The organism is Serratia rubidaea, assembly GCF_016026735.1.
GTDB lineage: Bacteria > Pseudomonadota > Gammaproteobacteria > Enterobacterales > Enterobacteriaceae > Serratia_B > Serratia_B rubidaea.
On the sequence record NZ_CP065640.1, the window covers coordinates 519,201 to 536,862 of the forward strand.

General features: G+C 63.4%; 17 protein-coding genes. 1 reads left to right on the top strand and 16 read right to left on the bottom strand.

Annotated elements, in window-relative coordinates; translation table 11 throughout:
• Positions 1-48: 48 nt before the first annotated feature.
• The 13 genes from I6G83_RS02380 to I6G83_RS02440 form a co-directional block, all read right to left on the bottom strand.
• Positions 49-1,518 carry an aldehyde dehydrogenase gene (locus I6G83_RS02380; protein ID WP_054307499.1) on the bottom strand — a complete coding sequence of 490 codons (1,470 nt, stop codon included), beginning with the start codon at positions 1,516-1,518 and terminating at the stop codon, positions 49-51.
• A gap of 14 nt (positions 1,519-1,532) precedes the next feature.
• Positions 1,533-2,327 carry an aspartate dehydrogenase gene (locus I6G83_RS02385; protein WP_054307500.1) on the bottom strand — a complete coding sequence of 265 codons (795 nt, stop codon included), beginning with the start codon at positions 2,325-2,327 and terminating at the stop codon, positions 1,533-1,535.
• 16 nt (positions 2,328-2,343) lie between these two features.
• Positions 2,344-3,138 carry an SDR family oxidoreductase gene (locus I6G83_RS02390; RefSeq protein WP_054307501.1) on the bottom strand — a complete coding sequence of 265 codons (795 nt, stop codon included), beginning with the start codon at positions 3,136-3,138 and terminating at the stop codon, positions 2,344-2,346.
• A complete protein-coding gene (locus I6G83_RS02395; RefSeq protein ID WP_054307502.1) occupies positions 3,135-3,953 on the bottom strand; it encodes an alpha/beta fold hydrolase in 819 nt (272 codons plus the stop codon). Before I6G83_RS02395 ends, I6G83_RS02390 begins: the two co-directional genes overlap by 4 nt.
• Positions 3,950-4,477 carry a cupin domain-containing protein gene (locus tag I6G83_RS02400; RefSeq protein WP_054307503.1) on the bottom strand — a complete coding sequence of 176 codons (528 nt, stop codon included), beginning with the start codon at positions 4,475-4,477 and terminating at the stop codon, positions 3,950-3,952. The genes I6G83_RS02395 and I6G83_RS02400 overlap by 4 nt, the downstream gene beginning before the upstream one ends.
• A 30-nt stretch (positions 4,478-4,507) precedes the next feature.
• On the bottom strand, positions 4,508-5,764 hold the full coding sequence (locus tag I6G83_RS02405) for an MFS transporter (RefSeq protein WP_054307504.1): 1,257 nt from the start codon (positions 5,762-5,764) through the stop codon (positions 4,508-4,510).
• 66 nt (positions 5,765-5,830) lie between these two features.
• Entirely contained in the window at positions 5,831-7,045 is a 1,215-nt protein-coding gene (locus I6G83_RS02410; RefSeq protein ID WP_054307505.1) for an NAD(P)/FAD-dependent oxidoreductase, read from the bottom strand.
• Positions 7,042-7,971: a VOC family protein gene (locus I6G83_RS02415; protein ID WP_054307506.1), complete on the bottom strand. Its 930-nt coding sequence runs from the start codon at positions 7,969-7,971 to the stop codon at positions 7,042-7,044. The genes I6G83_RS02410 and I6G83_RS02415 overlap by 4 nt, the downstream gene beginning before the upstream one ends.
• 145 nt (positions 7,972-8,116) lie before the next feature.
• On the bottom strand, positions 8,117-8,911 hold the full coding sequence (locus I6G83_RS02420) for an IclR family transcriptional regulator (RefSeq protein ID WP_015673712.1): 795 nt from the start codon (positions 8,909-8,911) through the stop codon (positions 8,117-8,119).
• 30 nt (positions 8,912-8,941) lie between these two features.
• A complete protein-coding gene (locus I6G83_RS02425; protein WP_062779342.1) occupies positions 8,942-9,697 on the bottom strand; it encodes an SDR family oxidoreductase in 756 nt (251 codons plus the stop codon).
• The gene (locus I6G83_RS02430) at positions 9,694-10,737 is read right to left on the bottom strand and encodes an aromatic ring-hydroxylating oxygenase subunit alpha (RefSeq protein ID WP_015673714.1); all 1,044 of its coding nucleotides are present in this window, start codon (positions 10,735-10,737) and stop codon (positions 9,694-9,696) included. The genes I6G83_RS02425 and I6G83_RS02430 overlap by 4 nt, the downstream gene beginning before the upstream one ends.
• A 19-nt stretch (positions 10,738-10,756) precedes the next feature.
• The gene (locus I6G83_RS02435) at positions 10,757-11,065 is read right to left on the bottom strand and encodes a recombinase-like helix-turn-helix domain-containing protein (protein ID WP_054307347.1); all 309 of its coding nucleotides are present in this window, start codon (positions 11,063-11,065) and stop codon (positions 10,757-10,759) included.
• 3 nt (positions 11,066-11,068) lie between these two features.
• Positions 11,069-11,386, bottom strand: coding sequence for a Rieske (2Fe-2S) protein (locus I6G83_RS02440; protein ID WP_015673716.1), 318 nt, complete (start codon positions 11,384-11,386; stop codon positions 11,069-11,071).
• Positions 11,387-11,770: 384 nt separating this feature from the next.
• Here I6G83_RS02440 and I6G83_RS02445 point away from each other — a divergent pair, with 384 nt between their 5' ends.
• The gene (locus I6G83_RS02445; RefSeq protein ID WP_054307346.1) at positions 11,771-13,009 is read left to right on the top strand and encodes an MFS transporter; all 1,239 of its coding nucleotides are present in this window, start codon (positions 11,771-11,773) and stop codon (positions 13,007-13,009) included.
• A gap of 142 nt (positions 13,010-13,151) precedes the next feature.
• Here the strand turns inward: I6G83_RS02445 and rluF are convergent, their stop codons facing one another.
• The 3 genes from rluF to speA all read right to left on the bottom strand — a co-directional run bounded on the left by rluF (position 13,152) and on the right by speA (position 17,150).
• Positions 13,152-13,997: a 23S rRNA pseudouridine(2604) synthase RluF gene (gene rluF, locus I6G83_RS02450; RefSeq protein ID WP_054307345.1), complete on the bottom strand. Its 846-nt coding sequence runs from the start codon at positions 13,995-13,997 to the stop codon at positions 13,152-13,154.
• Between the two features lie 57 nt (positions 13,998-14,054).
• Positions 14,055-14,975, bottom strand: a complete 921-nt coding sequence (gene speB, locus I6G83_RS02455) for an agmatinase (protein ID WP_054307344.1) — start codon at positions 14,973-14,975, stop codon at positions 14,055-14,057.
• A 198-nt stretch (positions 14,976-15,173) separates the two neighbouring features.
• Positions 15,174-17,150, bottom strand: a complete 1,977-nt coding sequence (gene speA / locus I6G83_RS02460) for a biosynthetic arginine decarboxylase (RefSeq protein ID WP_015673720.1) — start codon at positions 17,148-17,150, stop codon at positions 15,174-15,176.
• Between the last annotated feature and the right edge of the window lie 512 nt (positions 17,151-17,662).

Sequence of the window (17,662 nt, forward strand, 5' to 3'; positions counted from 1 at the left end):
TCTGCCTTCTTATCATATTAATGCGTAGGGATAGGTCGCGCGCCGCGCTCAGTCGCTCCAGCGGTTTACCTGATGGGTCAGCGCCAGATACAGGCTTTTCTGTTGCATATAGGCCTTGATGCCGTGCAGCCCTTTTTCCCGTCCCAGGCCGCTCTGCTTAACGCCGCCGAACGGCGTGGAAATCGAGAATGTCTTGTAGGTGTTGACCCAGACGGTGCCGGTCTCCAGCTGCTCCGCCAGCGCCATGGCGCGCGGGAAATCGCGGCTCCAGATGCCGGCGGCCAGGCCGTAGACCGAATCGTTGGCCATGGCGACCAGCTGCTGCTCATCGTCGAACGGCATCGCCACCAGCACCGGCCCGAAGATCTCCTCCTGGCAGACCCGCGCGTCGTTGCTCAATCCGTCGATAATGGTCGGCAGGTAATAGCTGCCGTCCGCCAGCTGCGGATCCGCCGGCGCTTCGCCGCCGATCAGCACCCGGCCGCCCTCCTGACGCGCCAGCGCCACGTACGCCGCCACGCTCTGTCGATGTTTGTCATTTATCAGCGGCCCCATATGCACGCCCGGCTGCCGCGGATCGCCAAGGCGCAGCCCGCCCGCCAGCTCACACAGGCGCGTCAACAGCGGCTGATACAGCGAACGGTGCACAAACAGCCGGGAGCCGGCGATGCACGCCTGGCCGGCCGAGCTGAAAATGCCGTAGCAGATGCCGCGCGCCGCCTGCTCCAGATCGGCGTCCTCCAGCACGATGGTCGGCGACTTACCCCCCAGCTCCAGCGAAGTGGGGATCAGCTTCTCGGCGGCGATATGCGCCAGATGGCGACCGGTGCCAGTGCCGCCGGTAAAGGAAATTTTTTTCACCAGCGGGTGGCGCGCCAGCGCTTCGCCAATCACCGAGCCTTTGCCCGGCAGCACGCTGAGCAAGCCGGCGGGCAGCCCCGCCTGTTCAAACAGCTCCGCCAGCTTCAGCGCCATCAGCGGCGTGGCCTCCGCCGGCTTCAGGATCACCGCGTTGCCGGCCGCCAGCGCCGGCGCCACCTTTTGCATTTCGCTGGCGATCGGCGAGTTCCACGGCGTAATGGCGGCGATCACCCCCAGTGGCTGGTACTGGCTCAGCGTCATCACTTCACTATTGCGCTGGGTGGGCAGCTCCCCTTCCAGCACTTCGCAGGCGGCGGCGAAATAGCGCGCGGTGGCCGCCGCGCTGGCCACCAGACCGCGGGTTTCCGCCAGCGGCTTACCGTTGTCGCGCGTCTGCAGCTGCGCCAGCGTCTCCAGCTGTTGGTTAATCAGATCGCTGACGCGATATAACACCGCCGCGCGCTGATGCGGCACCAGTCCGCGCCACTGCGGGTCGCGCCAGGCGCGCTCCGCCGCCTCGACCGCCTCATTAACGTCGTTCACGTCGGCAGCGCGCAGTTCGGCGTTCAGCGAACCGTCGGCCGGAAAGGTGGAGCGCATCGGCTCGCCGCGCCCTTCACACCAGCGCCCGGCCAGAAAAATCTTTTGTATCGCCATCCTGTTATTCCCCTTTATGCCGTCAGTTCGCCGTCCAGCAGACGGCGGCAGGCCTGCACCGCACTCAGCGCCGCCAGCGTCGAAGTTTTCGGGTTGCTGGCCAGCGGCGTGCCGCTTAATTCAATCTGAAATTCGCCGAAGGCGCCCTGCGCCTGCAGCCGGTGCGTATTGCGCCGGGTATGCGGATCCACCTGCAGGCGCACCCGCGTCTCATCCATCCCCAGCCCGTGCAGCGCAATGGTGGCCGCCACGTTGGCGTTGGCCGGGAACAGCCTGGCCGCTTCACGCGCGCTGCCTTCGAAGAACACCTGCGCCTCGCTGACCGCATCAAGGTCGATCAGGGTTTCCGCCGGGCTGCCGCGCCAGCTGGCCGGGCTTTTGCTGGCCTGATAGGTGACGCAGGTCAGCCCGCCTTCCCGCGCCGACGCCAGCCCGTCCATGCCCGCCACCGCGCCGGACAGCACCCAGACGCGGCCGTGATGGTCGCGGCTGGCCTGCTGGATACGCTGCTGCAGCCCGGCGTCCGCCAGCGCGCCGGTGGAAATCACCGCCAGCGTCCAGCCGCGCTGCATCACCGCTTCGCCAAATTCGGCGACCGCCTGCTGGCTGGCGCACTCCAGCACCAGATCGGGCCGGCCGTCGCAGTCGCGCGGATCGCTCAGCGCCTGCACCCGGCCGCCGAACGCGGCGGCAATCGCCGCATGATGCGGCTCGCGCGCCACGATCCAGCCGGGTTCTACCCCTTCCGGCAGGCGGGACAACACTTCCTTCGCCATCGCGCCGTAGCCAATCATCATGATTTTCTTCATCAGTTCTGCTCCCGGCTTACAGATGGCGGTTGAAGCCGCCGGACACGTCCAGCGCCGCGCCGGTGGTGAACGACGCCATCGGCGAGGCCAGAAACAGCAGCGCGCGCGCCGGCTCCTGCGGCTTGCCCAGCCGTTTCATCGGGATGCCGCGCCGCTCGGCAATCGCCGCCGTCCAGGATTCCCAGCTTTGCTCGCGGTCGCTGCGCTCGGCAAAGCGGCGTCGCCACTGGCCCGACTCCACCATCCCCAACAGGATGGAGTTCACGCGGATGCCCTTGTCCACCAGTTCTTTCGACAGCGTCAGCGTCATATTGAGCAGCGCAGCGCGCGCCGCCGAGGTGGCGATCATGTGCTCTTCCGGCTGCAGCGCCAGCAGCGAGTTGACGCAGGTAATCGAGGCGATATCCGAGCGCTCCAGCGCCGGCAGAAACGCCTGCAGCGGGTTAATCACGCCGAACAGTTTCAGTTCGGCCTCGTGCAGCCAGGCCGTGCGCGGCGTCTGCTCAAAATGGGCGACGTACCCCTGCCCGGCGTTGTTGATCAGCATATCCACGCCGCCGAAGCGCGCCTCGACCTGTCCGGCGAACTGCGTCACCTGCTCGGGATCCAGCACGTCGCAGCACTGCGCCAGGATCTGCGCCTGCGGAAACTCGGCCTGCAGTTGCGCCAGCGCACCGTCAAGCTTGTCCTGGCTGCGGCCGCAGAACGCCACCCTGGCCCCTTCCGCCAGCAGCAGCCGCAGGGTTTCAAAACCGATGCCCGACGAGCCGCCGGTCACCACCGCCACCCGGTTTTCAATCTGGAAATTCATGGTTGAATTGCTCCCGTAAAGTCCCGCACAAGGCGGTTAAAGCTCGCCGGCGCGTCAAGATAGCTGGCGTGCCCGGCGGCGGCGATCAGGTGCAGCGGCGCATCCTGCCGCGCGGCCAGCGCCTCTGCCGCCGCCGGCGGCGTAATGGCGTCCTGTTCGCCGCACCACACCTGCAGCGGGCCACGATAGCGCGCCAGATAGCCGTTGATATCATCGTTGGCCAGCATCCAGGCGGCGCTGAGGAAACCGTCCGGATGCAGCTGCTGCATGCCGCGGCGCACCCAGGCGATATCCTGCGGGTCGGCGTCGGCGCGCAGCAGTGCCGCAGCGCGCTGTTCCCCGTAGCCCTGCGGTCCCAGCGTGTGCATCATCTGCTGACGCTGTTCGAACACCTGGCGGCGCTTCTGCGCATCGGCCATTGCATAGCCCTGCGCCGGGTCAGCCAGCGCCAGACCGCAGAGGCCGTCAGGACAGGCGGCGGCATAGGCGCTGCCCATCAGCGCGCCGAGTGAATGCCCCACCAGCAGCGGCTGATGCAGGCCCAGATGGCTGACCAGCGCCGCCAGCGCGCCGGCGTAATCGGCGGCCAACGGTTCGGCACTCGCCAGCGCGTCGCTGGCGCCGTAACCCGGCGCATCCCAGGCGATCAGCCGGTGGCCGTCCAGCAATTGCGCGTCGGCAAACTGCTTCAGCCACGAGGCGGAGCCGGAGCTGATGCCGTGCAGCAGCAGCACCGGCCGCCCCTGACCGGCCTCACGCCAGCTCAGCCGCTGGCCGCCGCAGACCGCCTGTTGGCGTTCCGGCAGCGCATTCATCCGTTGCGCTTCACGCTGGACAGCGGGTGATCCGCCGGATAGGTCGGGATCTCCGGCTTGGCGGTGCCGAGCATCACGCACATCAGCGCCTCTTCCTCGCCGTGGTTGAACAGCCCGCGGTAAATACCCGCCGGCACCGAAATCAGGTCGCGCTCCTTCAGCACCGTCTCGTAATACTCCTCGCCGTCCTGAATCATCAGCGTGATGGTGCCTTTCAGCATAAAGAACACCTCCTCCACGTCGTCATGCAGGTGCAGCGGCCCTTCGCACTTCGACGGCAGCACCATGGTGGAGAAAGTGAAGTTGCCGGCCGGCACGGTATTGGTGTCGCTCGCCACGCCGGTGGCGCCGGTGCCGATGTAGCGCATCTGCGCGCGGCGGTATTTCGGATCGAAATCCGCCTGAAACTTCAGCGCGTTCCAGTCATACTTGCGGCCTTCAAAACGGGCGATGCGTGATTCCACCCAGTCCGCCATCGCGATATCCTGCGGCTTGACGCCGGCTTTGTTGTCAACCTGAGACATGGTTTTCACTCCTCAATTGATTTGGCAAACTCAGTATTTCTTCAGCAGCGGCAGCAAAATGATGCAGCCGACGAAGGCCGTCACCACCAAAAACAGCAGGCCGCTGTCCATATTGCCGCTGGCGGCGATCAACGCCCCCATCAGCACCGGCGCCAGCGCGCCGGCAAAATTCCCCAGGCCGTTGAAAATGCCGCCGGCGGTGGCGCTCACCTGGCTGCTGGTGGCCTTGGCCAGCAGGGCGAAGATGTTGGGCGCCCCGGCGCCCCACATAAAGGTGCTGAGCGCCATGGCGGCAATCACGCTGTAGGTGCCCGACAGCTGCAGCACCGCCGCCAGCCCCACGCCGGCGCCCGCCAGCGACAGGAAGCAGGCCAGCGCGCGGCGGTCGAGCTTGTCCGACAGCCAGGCCCCCAGCACTTCCCCCAGCAGCATGGCGATAAACGGCAGCGAGGAGAGGTAGCCGGCGTGTTCCAGATGGATGCCTTTCCCCTCGATCAGATAGCTTGGCAGCCAGCCGTTCATGCCCCACAGGTAGGTCAGAAACGCGATATTAAACAGGCAGATCATCCAGAAGTGCGGGCTGCGCAGCAGCTGTTGCCGGTGCTGTTTGCGCTCGGCCGGCGTGCTCTGGTTCCCCTGCGCCGTCCGCTGCACCTTCAGATGACGCAGGCCGAACAGCACCAGCAGCATCACCGGCAGCGTCAGCAACGCCATAAAGAAGAAGGTCGCCTGCCAGTGAAAGGTGTTGAGAATAAACAGCGTCACCGGGAAGCCCAGCGCCGCGCCGAGCGGCGTGCCCAGCAGCCACAGCATGGTGGCCCGCGCCTGCAGGCGCTGCGGGAACGCCTGGCGGATAATGGCGTAGGCCATCGGCAGCAGCGGCCCTTCGGCAATGCCGAGCAGAATGCGCAGCGTCATCATGGTGTGATACGAGCGGGTAAAGCCCATCATCACCATCAGCACCGCCCAGACCACCATCATGCCGATCAGCACCCGCACCGGGTTCAGCCGGTCGCCGATGCCGCTCAGCAGCATCGAGGAGAAGCCGTAGGAAAACAGAAAGGCGCTCATCAGCAGCCCGAGACGCGTCGGGTCAAAGCTGATGCCCAGCGCCTGCTGGAAACCGGCGTCGGAAAACAGCGCCGCAATGCTGATCTTGTCGAAAAACGCCAGCAGTACGCAGGCAAACAGCGCGATAGGCACCGACCAGCGCACCCGTTGCGGCTGATTTTCGACAACGGCCTCCCCCACCCGGCCGTCGCGGGCGTCGATGTGTTGCAGAGTCATGAAACGCTCCCGTCGCTTGGGCGTTATCCTCTGGCGCTTACAGGCGCTGCCTGCAAGCCGCCGGGATTACTTCAACGCCATCAGAGAAAATTCCGCATCCGCCAGCTGCGCCGGATCCAGTACCCGTCCGCTGGCCAGCCAGCGCTTACCCAGTTTGATGGCGCGCGCGTCGTTAAACGCCACCATCTGCACCAGCTGCCGGTCAGCGTTCAGGGTGAAAAATACCTGCGACTGCGGCGTGCGCCGCGTCACCTGATGCACGCCGCCGATCGGCACGCCGAGGATCTGGATATTGGCGTCATATTGATCCGACCACAGCCAGGCGACGTCGTCGTAGGCCGGCGCGTCGGCATCAAGCATCGCGCCGGCGGTGCTGATGGCCTGATTCTGCGCGTAGGCCCAGGACTGCAGACACAGCCCCAGCGTCGGATGGCGCGCCACGTCGCCGGCGGCGAAGATCGCCGGATGGCTGGTGCGTCCCTGGCTGTCGACCACGATGCCGCCGCCGTCCAGCTGCAGCCCGGCGCTGTGCGCCAGCGCCAGATTCAGCTCTACGCCGATGCCGACCACCACCAGATCGAACGGCTGCGCCGCGCTGACGGCGCTGGCGATCCACGCCTCATCGCCGCGCGTTTCCAGGCGGATATCGCCGCAGTCGCAGTGCAGCGTCACGCCCTGCTGCTGATGCAGCGCCAGCAGCGCCTGTGACACCGCCGCGCCGACGCTGCGCATGCACAGCGCGGGCTGGCGTTCAAACACCGTCACCTCGACGCCGAGCCTGCGCGCCGACGCGGCGATCTCCAGCCCGATCCAGCCGCCGCCGACAATCGCCAGCCGGCGGCTGCGCAACAGCCCCTGACGCAGGCGCGCGGCATCGTCCCAGGAGCGCAGGGTCATCACCTGCGGGCAGTCGGCCCAGCTGGCGTCCGGCAGGCGCGGCCGGCCGCCGGTGGCCAGCAGCAGCTGGTCAAAATGCAGCTGCCGCCCGTCGCTGAGCTGCAGCGTTTGAGCCGCGGCGTCCACGCGCTCGGCGCGCAGCGGGCGATACCAGTTAATCTCCAGCGCCGCCACCGTCTCGGCGCTGAACAGGCGGCTGAGCGGCGCCTTATCGTCCAGCAGCGCCGCCTTGGAGAGCGGCGGGCGCTCATAAAAATCGTAGGGTTCATCGCTCACCACCGACAGGGTGCCGTCGTAACCGCGGTCGCGCAGCGTTTTCGCCGCCCAGCCGCCGGCCTGACCGCCGCCGACGATAACGATGCCTGCGGAAATCGGCTGACTCATAGCGCCTCCACCGGTTTATGCTGGCGGCGGGTGTCGTGGTCGATGCCGCCCTCCACCGCCCATTCGGTAAACGACACCAGCGAATGCTCCAGCTCGCGCGGCTGCCAGTTCTCCGTCAGGAAATCATCATTGGTGTAGTACTCGAACGCGCCGCCGGTCGGGCTGTTGACGTACCAGAAGTAGGCCGAGGAGATCGGATGGCGGCCGGGGCCGATAAAGGTGCTCCACTGCTCTTTATTCATCGCCAGACCGCCGCCGATCACTTCATGAATATCGCGTACGGTGAACGCCACGTGGTTCAGCCCGCGTGGGCGGTTCGGCAGCTTCAGCAGGAACAGGTTATGGTGGCCGCCGCGCGCCTGGGTGCGCAGGAACACCGCGCGGTCGATATAGCGATCGGACACCTGAAATCCCAGCGCCTCGCGGTAAAAGCGCTCGGTAGCCGCCAGGTCATCGACAAAGAACACCACGTGGCCGATATTGATCGGCTGCGCCTGTTCATAGACCGGGCTGGGCTGGTCGATGCGGCGCACGTCGCCCCACTGATTGATCGGCGTGACCGGCAGCGTCACCTCGCGCTGACGGCTGACCACAAAGCGCAGCGTCATGCCGTTGGGATCGCGGCACTCCAGCGTCTCGCCCAGACGCTGAAAGCCCGGCACCTGCGCCAGCCGCGTTGCCAGTTCCGCCAGCTCCGCCGGGCCGGCCACGCCCCAGGTCATGCGGCGCAGGGTCGAGCCACCTTCGAACGCCGGCGGCAGCTCATCGTCGTCCAGCGGACGCAGCTGCACGCCGGCGCCGCTCAGGGTGGTAAATGCCGACGGCCGATCCGCCGCCGCCTGCAGGCCGAAGTCCCGCATAAATTTCTCGCACTTTGGCAGATCTTCAACGCCAAATTCCAGCTGTTCGATGCCAATCACGCTCATTGTTTGTGCCTCACGTTCTCTGAAACGCCTGTTTCAGGCATGATCGTTCCCCGACGCCCGTTTTCAGGCGCCTCACGCGGTCGCTAAACCTTGCCGTTGGGAAAACCCGTGGGCGGGCAGCGGCCCGCCGCACATGAAAATAGTGCTAGCCGACCTCGGCTCGCGGCGGCGCGCCAAGGAAGTCGGAAATCTTCCCGGCGGCGTCGCGCACCTCCATCCGCAGCCGCTCGCGATCCTCGGCCGGGATCTGATCGAACGGCACCATAATGCTGACCACCGCCTCCACCTGCAGATCGCGGTTAAAGATCGGGTAGACGATCGAGGAAATGCCGTGGCGGAAAAACGACTCGCCGATCACATAGCCGCGCGCCTTATCCTGCTGCACCATCTGCCACAGCGCCTCGCGGTCGGCCGGCGTGCCCGGCCCGCTGCCCGGCAGGCTCTGCTGCGGATAGAGACCTTCGAATTCCTCGCGCGTGGTGCGGGTCAGCAGCATGCGTCCCAGCGAGGTCTGATGCACCGGCAGGCGCGTGCCGACGCTGACCTGATTGATCTGCGAACCGGCGGCGCTGACGCGGGCGATATAGATCACATCGCGTCCGTCACGGATCGCCAGGTGGCTGCTGCACTGGCTGCGATCGCGCAGCTGCTCGATCACCGGCTGCCCGACCTGCGCTACGTCCAGCGAGGCGATATACTCAAACCCCAGCCGCAGCACCTTGATGCCCAGCGAGAAGGTGTTGGTGCGCGGGTTGCGCTCCAGAAAGCCCAGATGCTCCAGCGTCTGCACCACCCGGTAGGCGGTCGCCTTCGGCATGGCGACCAGACGGTGCAGCTCCGCAAAGGTCATCTCCTTGTGCTGCTCGCCAAACGCCAGCAGCAGCTGCAGACCGCGATCCAGTCCGGGGATCAGATATTTACACGTTTGTTCATCCGCCATGCTCTGTTCCTTCTTCTCGCCGTCGGGCGGTCAGTTGAATACGAAACCGCCGTTCACCGGCAGCAGTTGACCGGTGACGAAGTTCGCCAGCGGCGACAGCAGATACAGCACGCTGCCGGTCACATCATCCGGGTGTTGCGCTCCGCTCAGCGCCCGCCCCTGCTCGTACAGCTGGTGGCGCTCCGCCGGTACATATTCGGTGGCCTCCACCCGCGTCAGGCCCGGTGCGATGGCGTTGACGCAGATGTTCTGTTCGCCCAGCTCGCGCGCCATCGAACGCGTCATCGCAATCAGCGCCCCCTTGCTGGCCACGTAGGCCATCAGGCGCGGCGCGCCCCACAGCGCGGTGTCGGACGCCACGTTGACGATCTTGGCGTGCGGCCGCTGCGCCAGCAGCGGCACCGCCGCCTGACTGACCAGCCAGGTGCCGCGCACGTTGACCTGCATCACGCGGTCCCACAGCTCGATATCGTATTCCATCATGGTTTTGCCGCCGACGCCGGTCGCCAGCGCGGCGTTATTCACCAGACCGTCGATCGCGCCGCCTGCGCCAATGGCGCTGAAGGCGTTGCGAATCGAGTCCGGCGACGCCAGATCGATGGTCTGCGTTTCAACCTGCGCGCCCTGCTCGCGCAGCGCCGCCGCCGCGCTCTGCAGCTCGTCCGCCAGGATGTCGCACATCACCACCCGGCCGCCGGCCTCGGCGATCGCTGCGGCGAAGCTGCGGCCAAGGCCGCGCGCCGCGCCGGTGACCACGATGCGTTTGTCCGCCAGCAGGCCGCTCACTGCGCCGCCTCCAGCTCGCTCAGCATCGCCAGCTGTTTTTGCGCCTCTTTTTGCATCATACGGCGCAGACGCGACAGGCCGACGTCGTGCTGATAGAGGTATTCGCGGCTGCGGGCGTTCGGCGCCATGTTCTCCAGTACGATGCGATCCTGCTCAAGCACGTCCCAGTGCAGCGCCTCCAGACGGTTGCGGTACATAAAGCGCCACAGATCGCGCTGCCAGTCCTTCACCTTGCGGATACGCCAGAAGAATACCCGGCAGTGATCCTTGTCTTCCGGCACCACCATGCCGATGATCCAGAAGTGGCCGCCCGGCCCGAAGCGCTGTTTGTACGGGATCGACAGGCGCATCCAGTAGGCGCCGCTGTTGCCGAACTCCACCCAGTCGAAGTTGACGCCGATCTGGCCGTTTTTCTTGAAGATAAAGCCGCTGTCGGTCGGCTCCAGGGCCATATCCGCCTTGCGGTCGCCTTCCGCCATCGAGTGCGACGAAGAGTGCAGATAGGTGCCGTGCATCGGGTCCATCACGTTTTCCAACGCATACTGATAATTGCAGTCCCAGCTGGCGGTGCACAGGAAGTTGCTGTAAGCAGCTTCATCGGCCAGCTCCTGCGGGAAGATCAGTTCCGGCGGCGCTTCGTCGGCGGTGACGCCGAAGTAGAGGAACACCGCGCCGTGAGCCTCCTGCGCCGGGTAGGAACGCAGGCATTTCTGCCCCACCAGCGGGCAGCGGTCCACCGCCGGCACGTCTTTCACCTCGCCGTCGCCGCCCACTTCAACGCCGTGATACCAGCAGGCGATGCGATCGCCGAGGTTCCAGCCCATCGACAGCCGCGCGCCGCGGTGCGGGCAGCGGTCTTCCAGCGCGTGGATTGCGCCCTGCGCGTCGCGCCACAGGACGATTTGCTGCTCCAGTCGGGTGATGCCGACCGGGTTGTTGCCCACTTCCCAGCTGGCCAGCACCGGATACCACATACCGCGTAAGCCCTGGTCAAGGTAGTTCTGTAAAGTCTGCGCGGAGGATGTTGTGTTTGCTGTCATTGTCTTCTCCCAGTGCTGCTCAGAAACCGTTAACGTGAAGGAATTCGCGGAACGCCGCTTCGTTCCACGGCTGGCCGTTGCGATCGAACAGCCGGCGCTGATTCAGCGCGCTGACGATCTGATCCAGTTCGCTGGCGCCGCCGTCGAAGATCTCCTCCAGCGCGGCGACCAGCGCGGTTTCAAAGCCGTCCGGCACGCGGGCGCGCGTCTGCCAGATCACATTCTGATAGTGGCCCGGCTGATGGATCTGCCCGTTGCCGCCCTCGCGCGCCGGGATCACCTGCTGGGTGTCCGGCAGCCACGGGTTGAAATCGGTAATGTGTTGCATCAATTACTCCTCCTCGATGACGGTGATCTGGATTTGGTTGTCAATCACGCGGGTGGCGAAGGTTTGCAGATCGCGGCCGCCCGGTTCGCGCAGGCACTGGCCGGTGCGTACGTCGAACAGCGCTTCATGCAGCGGGCACTCCACTTTGCCGTCGTCGACAAACCCCTGGCTGAGCAAGGCGTAGGCGTGCGGGCAGACATCTTCCAGCGCGTAATATTGCCCGTCGATCAGATACACCCCGATCTCTTTGCCGTCTACCGTCGCCGAGTAAGGGAAATCTTCTTTAACCTGAGACACTTCGCACACGTTCTTCCAGCTCATTGCTAAAACCCTCTATCTCTTTGTTTCATATATGAAACTCAGTTTCTTATTTAATACGCCCACTATAAAACTGGCGAATGTTTCGTCAAGGGAGCAAGGCGACAATTGTTAATAAAAGGTTGTTTAAAGATTACAAATGCGGAGGAGATCACGAAAAAATGCACCGATATGAAAATACGATGGTATTTATGCATTACATCGTGAATTTATATGCAAAAACGCGTTGATTTTTGCATGGCAAGCGGCGTAAAAGTTTTCTCTCGCCGTGAGAGGCGCGTTTATTGAAACAATAATTTAACATCCAGACCCATAATCCCGCCTTCAGGCCCGGCGAACGCCCGTTCGCCCGCCGCACAGGTTTATCACCGTGTTAAGGAGTGCTTTGTGAATGCTCGTCAGCGCTGGTACGGCGTGTTCGCCCTGCTGTTTTTGATCGTGATCGCCTATATCGACCGGGTAAATATCGCCGTGATGGTGGTCAATCCGGCGTTTTTGCACCACTTCGGCCTCGGGGAGAGCCGGCTGCAGCAGGGCACGCTGATGACCGCCTTTCTGCTCGGCTACGGCCTGGCGGCGCTGCTGCTGACGCCGTTTCTGGAAACGCTGATGGGATACCGACGCGCGCTGACGCTCAGCGTGCTGCTGTGGGCGCTGCTGACCGCCGCCTCGCCGCTGGCGGGCAGCGTCCTGTGGCTGCTGCTGGTGCGCGCCCTGCTCGGCGTCAGCGAAGGGCCGCTGTTTTCGCTGAAAACCATGTATATCAGCGACCACTTTGCCGCCAATGAGCTGGGCAAGCCCAACGCCGTCAGCGCGCTCGGCGTCTCGCTCGGGCTGGCGATCGGCTTTCCGCTGATCGGCTTTCTGATGGCCCACTTCGGCTGGGCGATGTCGTTTTATTTACTGGCGGGTTTCAATCTGCTGGCCGGGCTGTGGCTGATCCGCACGTTTATCCGTCCGGCGCACAACACGCCGCCGCCGCGCGCCGCAACGCCGGTGCTGGCGCGCGTCTGGCGCACCTTCAGCGACGCCTGGCATACGCCGATGCTCGGCTGGATTATGCTGGTGGAGATCGCCACCCTCAGCTATCTGTGGGGCTCCAGCGCCTGGCTGCCGGCCTACCTGATCGATGAAAAAGGCTTTTCGCTGAAGCAGATGGGGGCCATGGCGTCACTGCCGTTTATCGTCAGCATCGGGGCGAAATATCTCGGCGGTGCGCTGCTCGACCGGATGCGTCCGCAGCAGGCGCCGCTGATCTTCGTCATCGGCGGCGGCGCCACCGCGCTGTGCGTTGCCGGGCTGATGAACAGCGGCCAGACCGGCTGGATCGCCTTTTTCCTGCTGGCGGCCAACGCCTGCTGGGGCCTGCAGGGCGCGGCGATCCCGACGCTGCTGCAGCACTACGCCAGGCCGCAGGCGGTCGGCAGCGCCTATGGCATTATCAACGGAATCGGCAATCTGTTTTCCGCCTTTATTCCGCTGCTGATGGGATGGGTGATGGCCGCTCAGGGCACGGTGTCGTCCGGGTTTGCGGTGCTGATCGCCTCACAGCTGGTCACGCTGCTGGCGGGCGGCGTGCTGCTGGGCAAAATGCGCCAGGCCCGGGCGCTGCTGCAGCGCCCGTAAGCAACGAAGCCGCGGATCTTAAAGGCGTTTCCTCTAATCGGCCGTTCATCCCGGCGGCCAACGATAAAGGGCGGACGCCTCCAGACGGCTGAAAGTAGCGGCTACGCCGCCGGATGGATTTGCCGGCAGCGCAGCACTGCCGTTAACGCCCTTTCTTTTTACGGCCCGGCTGGGTGAACCGCTTGCGCCCGGCCGGCGCTTCGGCGGGTTTACTGGCTTTTTTGGCCTTGTTGACCGCCGGCTTGCGGCTCGCCGGTTTTGCTTCCGACGAGGAGTCCTCAATCAGTTTGAACAACGCGATCAGTTCATCATCCGTCAATTCCCGCCAGTCTCCCAGCGGTAAGCCGGCCAGCCCGACGTTCATAATGCGGGTGCGCTCCAGCTTGGTGACCTCATAGCCAAAATGTTCACACATACGACGGATCTGGCGGTTTAACCCCTGCACCAGCACGATGCGAAACACCGAGGCGGAGACTTTCTTCACCTTGCATTTTTTGGTCACCGTACCCAGCATCGGTACGCCCGCCGCTAAACCGCGGATAAATTCATCGGTGACCGGTTTATTGACCGTCACCAGATACTCTTTTTCGTGCTCGTTACCGGCCCGCAGGATCTTGTTCACCAGATCGCCGTGGTTAGTCAGGAATATCAGCCCCTGCGAGTCTTTATCTAACCGCCCGATCGGGAAAATACGCGTACTGTGATTCACAAAATCGGCAATGTTGTCTTTTTCGCCGCTTTCCGTGGTGCAGACAATGCCTACCGGTTTGTTCAGCGCAATGAAGACCAGGTTGTCTTCGCTACGCGGCTCGATGAGCTGGCCGTTAACCTTGACCACGTCTCCCGGAAATACCCGATCGCCCAGCGCCACACGCTTGCCATTAATAAAAACATTACCTTGTTCGATATAACGATCGGCATCGCGACGCGAGCAGACCCCGCTTTCGCTAATATATTTGTTCAGACGTACAGATGGTTTGGCCAGCATATCTGTCTCCATAAAAACCCCGGCCTCTGGCAAGACCGGGGTTTACACAACTCTCGCTTACGCCTGCTTTTTCGCCGCTTGCAGGTACAGCATTTCCAGCGCCAGCGTCGCCGCGGCCAGCGCGGTGATTTCCGACTGATCGTAGGCCGGCGCCACTTCCACCACGTCCATGCCGACGATGTTCAGCGTCTGCATGCCGCGCAGCAGCTTCAGCGCGCGATCGGAGGTCAGACCGCCGATCACCGGCGTGCCGGTGCCGGGCGCAAAGGCCGGATCCAGGCAGTCGATGTCGAAGGTCAGGTATACCGGCATATCGCCGACGATCTGTTTGATCTGGGTCAGCAGATCGTCCACGCCGCGGTCGTTCACCTGCGCCGCATCCAGCACGGTAAAGCCGTTATCATGGTCGAATTCGGTGCGGATGCCGATCTGCACCGAGTGATGCGGATCGATCAGGCCTTCGTTCGGCGCATGATAGAACATGGTGCCGTGGTCAAACTTGCTGCCGTTGGCGTAGGTGTCGGTGTGCGCATCAAAATGCACCAGCGCCATCTTGCCAAAGTGCTTGGCGTGCGCGCGCAGCAGCGGCAGCGTGACAAAATGGTCGCCGCCGAAGGAGAGCATGCGCTTGCCGGCCCGCAGCAGTTTCTCAGCGTGGGCCTGCAGCTTATCGCTCATATCCTGCGCATCGCCGAAGTTGAACACGATATCGCCGCAGTCAACGACGTTCAGCCGGTCACGCAGGTCAAAACTCCACGGCCAGCGGTTGCCTTCCCAGGCCAGGTTGGTGGACACCTGACGGATCGCCGCCGGCCCGTGACGCCCGCCGGCGCGGCCGGAGGTCGCCATATCGAAGGGAATGCCGGTGATCACCCACTCCGCATCGCTGTCATACGGCATAAAATTCAGCGGAAAGCGCAGGAAACCAAAGGCATTGGACACTAAAGAATTATCGGACTGATGACCTAAGGTGCTCATAGTAAATCCTCATCGTTCAACATTTCGCCCGCGGCGCAACGTCACAGGCCCAACAAAAAAAAATCCCTTCCGCGTCGTTAGCCCGACGAGGAAGGGATTTATTTAAACGTTCTTTTCAGCGCTGCTGATGGCCTGAATTATCGCCTGATTTGCCTCAGGCTTCAAGTCGGCGCGGATGACGCCATCCGCGCCGCAGCATTACTCGTCTTCCAGATAAGTATAACCGTACAGGCCGGCTTCGAACTCTTCCAGGAACTGCGCCTGCAGCGCATTGTCCAGGTCGGTCTCTTTCACCTGATCGCGGAATTTGGCCAGCAGCGCCGTCGGGTCCAGCTGCACATACTGCAGCATGTCGGCCACGGTATCGCCGTCGTCGGACTGCTCGGTTTCAATGGTGCCGTCCGGGAAGATATACACGTCAACCGAGGCGGTGTCGCCGAACAGGTTGTGCATATTCCCCAGGATTTCCTGATAGGCGCCGACCATAAAGAAGCCCAGCACCGGCGGGTTCTCCGGATCGTACGGCGGCATCGGCATGGTGGTCGCCACGCCGTCGCCGTCAACGTAATGATCGATGGTGCCGTCCGAATCGCAGGTGATGTCCAACAGCACCGCACGCCCTTCCGGCGGCTGATCCAGCCCCTCCAGCGGCAGCACCGGGAACAGCTGGTCGATCCCCCAGGCGTCCGGCATCGACTGGAACAGCGAGAAGTTGACGTAGAACTTGTCCGCCATCCGCTCCTGCAGCTCATCGATAATCGGCCGGTGGGCGCGGTTGCTCGGGTCGAGCTGCTGCTGGATCTTGTTGCAGATGTTCAGATACAGCTGCTCCGCCCAGGCGCGCTTGGTCAGATCCAGCATGCCGTGCGCGTATTGGGTGTGTACGTCGTGCAGGTCCATCTGGCTGTCGTGCAGCCATTCGCGCAGCGAGCGGCGGTTTTCCGGCTCGTTCATCTCCTGCCAGGTTTCCCACATGCTTTCCAGCGCGCGCGGCGCGTCCGCCACCGGCGGCTCCGGCTCGCTGAATTCGTTGCGCTCCACGCCGATCACGTTGGACACCAGCACCGTATGGTGCGCGGTGACCGCGCGGCCGGATTCGGTGATCACCGTCGGGTGCGGCAGGCCGTGCTCGTTACAGGCGTCACCGATGCCCCAGATCACGTTATTGGCGTATTCGTTCAGGCCATAGTTGACCGAGCAGTCGGACTGCGAACGGGTGCCTTCGTAATCGACCCCCAGGCCGCCGCCCACGTCGAAGCACTGGATATTGACGCCCAGTTTGTGCAGTTCAACGTAAAAACGCGCCGACTCGCGCACGCCGGTGGCGATATCGCGGATGTTGGCCAGCTGCGACCCGAGGTGGAAGTGCAGCAGCTGCAGGCTGTCCAGACGCCCCGCCTCGCGCAGGGTTTCCACCAGCTTCAGCACCTGCACCGCCGCCAGGCCGAACTTGGATTTTTCGCCGCCGCTGGACTGCCATTTGCCGGAGCCCTGGGAGGCCAGACGCGCACGCACGCCCAGGCGCGGCACCACGTTCAGCCGTTCCGCCTCTTCCAGCACCAGATTGATTTCCGACATCTTCTCGATCACCAGGTACACCTTGTGCCCCAGTTTTTCGCCGATCAGCGCCAGACGAATATATTCACGGTCTTTATAACCGTTACAGACAATCACCGAACGGGTCATGCCGGCATGCGCCAGCACCGCCATCAGCTCCGCCTTGGAGCCGGCTTCCAGCCCCAGCGGTTCGCCGGAGTTGACCAGCGACTCGATCACGCGCCGGTGCTGGTTGACCTTGATCGGATACACCAGGAAATAGCCGCCCTGATAGCCGAACGACTCGCGCGCCCGTTTAAAGGCGGCGTTAATCGAACGCAGGCGATGCTGCAGGATCTGCGGGAAGCAGAACAGCGCCGGCAGGCGCTGCCCCTCTTTCTGACGCTCTTTTACCAGTTCAGCAAGATCGACGCGCGCACCGGGAACGTCCGGGTCCGGGCACACGCTAATGTGGCCGCGCTCATTGACGTCATAATAATTATTGCCCCAATAGGCGACGTTATAGGTACGCAGCATCTTGCTGGCGTTACGATCATTCATGGCAACCTCCTGCATGGAGCGCAAAGAAACTGGTTCACCCGCTGCTGACGCGCGGTTATTTAGTCGATCATCAGACATTAATTTGCCTCATTTCCCGTTCTGACGACGTAGTCAGCCACTATCGCAGCTACATCCCGCGAGAACAACCCAGCCTGGCGCGGCGGCGGCATATCGGCCGGCCGTTCGCATCTGGCGATCGGTTGGTTAACGCTATAATTGTAAGACACCCTGTTCAAACCTCGTGAATCAGGCCAAGAAACATCCCACAGGAAGGCTGCAGGCTACCCTTGTTCAGTGCTTCAGACGAGCGAAATACCAGCCGGCCCGGCGCAGCCTGACGGCAACGTCGGTCAGGCGGGTTTAGCCGGCCCGAGAATCCTGAGTAGCGCCCAGGTGTTTATCACACCGGGTAGGTGATATAGAGAAAAGACGGGAGATAACTGAAGAATTGGTGCCGGACTGGCACTGCTGTCGGGAACCAACAGCCGGTAGACAACGGATCATTAATCCAACCACCTCCACGCGCGTCGTTCCGCAGAACGACCAGACCTCTAAATAGTAGTGTAAGAACGTGACCGTTCTATGAAGCG